Origin of the sequence: Acidiphilium sp. JA12-A1 (assembly GCF_000724705.2) — a bacterium.
Taxonomy (GTDB): domain Bacteria; phylum Pseudomonadota; class Alphaproteobacteria; order Acetobacterales; family Acetobacteraceae; genus Acidiphilium; species Acidiphilium multivorum.
Map to the genome: position 1 here is coordinate 1 of NZ_JFHO01000150.1, position 4,094 is coordinate 4,094.

Genomic DNA, 4,094 nt, shown 5'->3' on the forward strand with positions numbered 1-4,094 from the left:
TTTCAGGCGCATGAATTTCTGTGCGATGCCGTTATTCTGAGCGACGACGCCGGACAATTCAATATCGGCCGGCACGCGTTGTGCTGGGTCCACGCGGAACGGCTGGTGCATAAACTGGACACGTTCAACGACCAGCATCGCGCCGCTCAAACGCGGGTTCGTGGCCTGATCTGGGATTTTTACGCGGACCTCAAAGCGTACCAGCAAAAACCGGGCAAGCGGCAGGCTCGGGCGTTACGGACCCGCTTCGACCGTATCTTCCTCTGCCGCACCGGCTTCGTGACGCTGGACCGTCTGCTGGCGCGGCTGCACGCCAACAAGGCCGAACTACTGATGGTGCTGGAACGGCCGGAAATCCCGCTCCACACCAATGGTTCGGAAAACGACATCCGCGGTCACGTCACGCGGCGGAAGATCAGCGCCGGAACCCGGAGTGAGACCGGCCGGGATTGCCGCGACGCGTTCCTGAGCCTCGCCAAGACCTGTGACAAACTTGGCATCGCGATCTGGGATTATCTGGGTAGCAGGTTCAAGGTGGTGGGGGCCGCGATCATCGCGCCGCTCGACTTCTACGTCAGAGCCCGCCTCCGCCCCACCTAACCAGTATCCGCGACAATTTCTTCGTTCCCGCCACCTGCTCGATCGTTGGCCTGCTGACCAAGTCGAACTCGGGTTACCCACCCTTTTGCCCCTCTTACATGCATGCAATGTAACATCGTCAGAAAGCATGACAGGATCGACCATGCGGATGAACCGCGCCTTGATCGAAATCAACCGGAAGCCCTGTAAGATTCTCGAATTAAAAGACAAAGCGCCGCGCGCGTCGCCGGTGGCGCAGCTAACCGCACATTCGCGGCCTGAATCATACGAGTTGCGCGACCTTGTTGCTCTGCACTAGAAAATGATTGCTGAGACGTCGGAAGGACGCGAGATGCTGGAGCAGCGGGACCGGGCGCTTCGCTCGCCCATCAATCTATCGGAAGCCATCATTCCAGGCCTGTGCGCGGGCTGCGAGGCGCGGCATATCGGCCTGTGCGATGCGCTGGCGGACGAGGATCTTCATTTCCTCGCGAGCGTGGCGCGGCAGTCCACGGTGTCGCGCGGCCAGAGCTTCGCGGTGGAGGGCGACAGCGCCCGTTACTTCTTCAACATCAATCACGGCACCGCCAAGCTGCACAAGGACCTGCCCGACGGGCGCCGGCAGATCACCGGCTTCGTCGGCGCGGGCGATTTCGTCGGCCTCGCCGCCGACGACCGCTACACGTTCAGCGCCGAGGCGATCGACGATGTCCGGCTGTGCCGGTTCGACCGCGTGGAAATGCGCAACGTGTTCTCCCGCTTTCCCGCGCTCGAGCGCCGGCTGCTCGACGTCGCCTCGCACGAACTCATCGTGGCGCAGGAGCAGATGCTGCTGCTCGGCCGCAAGAGCGCGATCGAGCGGCTCGCCAGCTTCATCGACAGCTGGAGCCGGCGGGCGATGATGTGCGGCGCCCCGCGGGCCGGGCTGCGGCTGCCGATGACCCGCACCGATCTCGCCGATTATCTCGGCCTGACCATCGAAACCGTCTCCCGCGCGCTCACCGCGCTGCGCAAGCAGGGCGTGATCGACGTGACGCCGGACCACAATATCAGCGTCGCCCGCCCGCAGGCCCTGGCCGAAATCGCCCGCGCCGGCGCCTGAGGCCGGCCCGCTTCCGCGATTGACGCAAGTCAATGCGCGGGCGGAGGGCATCGCGCATGGTCCTCCTAGCCAAAAGGAGGATGACATGAACGTGCGTGAGATCATGACGGTTGGTCCACTCACCGTCGAACCCGAGACGACCGTTGCCGATGCCGGCCGGATCATGCTCGACCAGAACCTGTCCGCCCTCCCGGTGATCGACCGTGGCGGCCGGCTGCTCGGCATCATCACCGATGGCGACATGCTGCGCCGCCCCGAACTCGAGACCGCTCCGGACATCGGCTGGTGGCGCGGCTTCCTCGCCCCCGAAACCTCGGCCCGACAGTTCGCCCGCACCCGCGGCCGGCATGTCGGCGAGATCATGACCACGCCGGTCCGCTCCGTCGGCCCCGACACGCCGCTGTGCGATGCGATCGACATCATGGAAACCTACCGGGTGAAGCAGCTGCCGGTCGTCCAGGGCGAGATCCTGCTCGGCATGCTCAACCGGCGGAACATCCTCGCCCGGCTGATCACCGCGCTGCTGGTGGTCGAGGACACGCCGGTCAGCGACGATGTGGTGGCCAGCCGCATCCGGGCCGCGATCGAGAAGACCAACTGGGCGCCCAAGGCGACCATCGAGGTCAAGGTCGATCATGGCGTCGCGACGCTTTCCGGCCCCGTGTTCAGCGATGCCGAGCGGATGGCGCTGATCGTGCTCGCCGAGGGAATCGGCGGTGTGCGCCGGGTGGCGGACGAGATGGTCTATGTCGATCCGACCAGCGGGGTCGCCTTCGGCTCGTACTGAAGGGGCCCTATCTTCCGGGCGGCGATTCGGTCAGCCGGAGCGCCGCCTCGGCGATGTCGGCCTCGTCGGCGCAATAGGAAAACCGCACGAAATCGCCGCCGCGCGCGGTGTCGAAATCATGCCCCGGCGTCGCGGCGATGTGCAGGTCGTGCAGCATCGCGCGGCAGAAGGCGGCGCTGTCCTGCCCGGTCGCGGCGATGTCGGCATAGATGTAGAAGGCGCCATCCGCCGGGGAGAGCTTCGTCATCCCGGCGCGGGGCAGGGCGTCGAGCAGCAGGGCGCGCGAACGGGCATAGGCGTCGCGCCGCGCCGAAAGCTCGGCGTGGCAGTCGAACGCCGCCTCGGCCGCGCGCTGGGCGACATGCGGCGCGCAGATGAACATGTTCTGCGCGAGGCACTCCACCGGCCGCACCAGCTCCTCCGGCAGCACCATCCAGCCGACGCGCCAGCCCGTCATCGAGAAATATTTCGAGAACGAGTTGATCACGATCGCCGAGGGGCTGAAGGCGGCGGCGGTGGCCGCCGGCTTGCCATAGGTCAGGCCGTGATAGATCTCGTCGCTGATCAGGCGGATGCCGTTCGCATGGCAGTGCCGGGCGAGGGCGGCGAGGTCGTCGGGGTGCAGCATCGCCCCGGTCGGGTTGGCGGGCGAGGCGATCAGCAGCCCGTCCGGCTGCGGGTCGAGCGCCGCGATCATCGCCACTGTCGGCTGGAATCCGGTTTCCTCGGTGGCCGGCAGCAGCAGCGGCCGCAGCCCGAGCGCCGTCATGATGTTCAGGTAGGGCGGATAGCATGGGGCGGCGAGGGCGATCGTATCCCCCGGCTCGAAGGCGGCGAGGAAGGCGAGCGGAAACCCGCCCGAGGCCCCGGCGGTCACCGCGACGCGCGCGGCCGGCAGGTCGAGCCCGTACCAGTCGGCATAATGCGCGGCGATCCGCCGCCGCAGGCCGGGCAGGCCCAGCGCCTCGGTATAGCCGAGCGGATCGGTCCCCGCCATCGCGGCGGCGACGGCGTGGCGCACGCCCTCTGGCGCGCCCTGGCCGGGCTGGCCGACCTCCATGCGGATCACCCGGCGGTTCGCCGCCGCCGGGCTGGCGGCGAGCGCGTTGGCCGCCGAGATCACGTCCATCACCAGAAAGGGCGGAACCCGCGCCCCGGCGCCGGTCTTCAGGGTCATTGCCGCCTCAGCGCGAACTGATGGCGAGGCCGGCGCCGCGCGGATCGGCCGCGGCGGCGCAGGATTTCGGCGCGCCCGGCAGCGTGCCGGAACAGGCGATCGCATCGGCGCGGCCCGGTGCCGGCACCGGCCGGGGCATCGCCTGGCCGGTGCGCAGCGAATCGGCCATCGCGGCGGCGGCGGCGAGCGGCGCGCCGGCCTGCCCGGTGCCCGTCGTCACCGCGCGGAAGGCGCCGTCGCGGGTGGCGAGGGCGACGCTCAGCAGCGGCGGCGTCACCCGCCGCGGCGAGGCGGCGAGCAGGATGCCGGTTCCCGTGGCGATGCGCCCGGTGCCGAACAGGTTGTTCATCGTGGTCGCGCAGCCGACCACGCCGCCCTTCGAATCGGCGACGACGAATCCGGCCGAGGCCGGCAGCGCGCCGAACCCGCGCACATGCCGGCCGGCGGCG

General features: G+C 68.5%; 4 protein-coding genes and 1 pseudogene. 3 read left to right on the forward strand and 2 right to left on the reverse strand.

Translation table 11 applies throughout. The features are described from left to right. Nucleotides 1-78 precede the first annotated feature (78 nt). The 3 genes from RT91_RS18720 to RT91_RS18730 all read left to right on the forward strand — a co-directional run bounded on the left by RT91_RS18720 (nt 79) and on the right by RT91_RS18730 (nt 2,468). Complete coding sequence (locus RT91_RS18720) at nt 79-600, forward strand: transposase (RefSeq protein ID WP_051788371.1); 522 nt, start codon at nt 79-81, stop codon at nt 598-600. Between the two features lie 331 nt (nt 601-931). Next, a complete protein-coding gene (locus RT91_RS18725; RefSeq protein ID WP_007421730.1) occupies nt 932-1,681 on the forward strand; it encodes a Crp/Fnr family transcriptional regulator in 750 nt (249 codons plus the stop codon). Nucleotides 1,682-1,766: 85 nt separating this feature from the next. Beyond that, the gene (locus RT91_RS18730) at nt 1,767-2,468 is read left to right on the forward strand and encodes a CBS domain-containing protein (RefSeq protein WP_007421731.1); all 702 of its coding nucleotides are present in this window, start codon (nt 1,767-1,769) and stop codon (nt 2,466-2,468) included. A gap of 7 nt (nt 2,469-2,475) precedes the next feature. On the opposite strand, the gene RT91_RS18735 is transcribed toward RT91_RS18730, so the two are convergent. Then, a complete protein-coding gene (locus RT91_RS18735) occupies nt 2,476-3,645 on the reverse strand; it encodes a pyridoxal phosphate-dependent aminotransferase (RefSeq protein ID WP_035189215.1) in 1,170 nt (389 codons plus the stop codon). Between the two features lie 7 nt (nt 3,646-3,652). Further along, nucleotides 3,653-4,094: pseudogene (locus RT91_RS18740) on the reverse strand (gamma-glutamyltransferase); the annotation flags it as partial.

What these genes read in the sequence shown, in the direction of transcription:
- RT91_RS18730 (WP_007421731.1), top strand. Translation starts at nt 1,767, where the DNA reads ATGAACGTGCGTGAGATCATGACGGTTGGTCCACTCACCGTCGAACCC.
- RT91_RS18735 (WP_035189215.1), bottom strand. Translation starts at nt 3,645, where the DNA reads ATGACCCTGAAGACCGGCGCCGGGGCGCGGGTTCCGCCCTTTCTGGTG.
- RT91_RS18725 (WP_007421730.1), top strand. Translation starts at nt 932, where the DNA reads ATGCTGGAGCAGCGGGACCGGGCGCTTCGCTCGCCCATCAATCTATCG.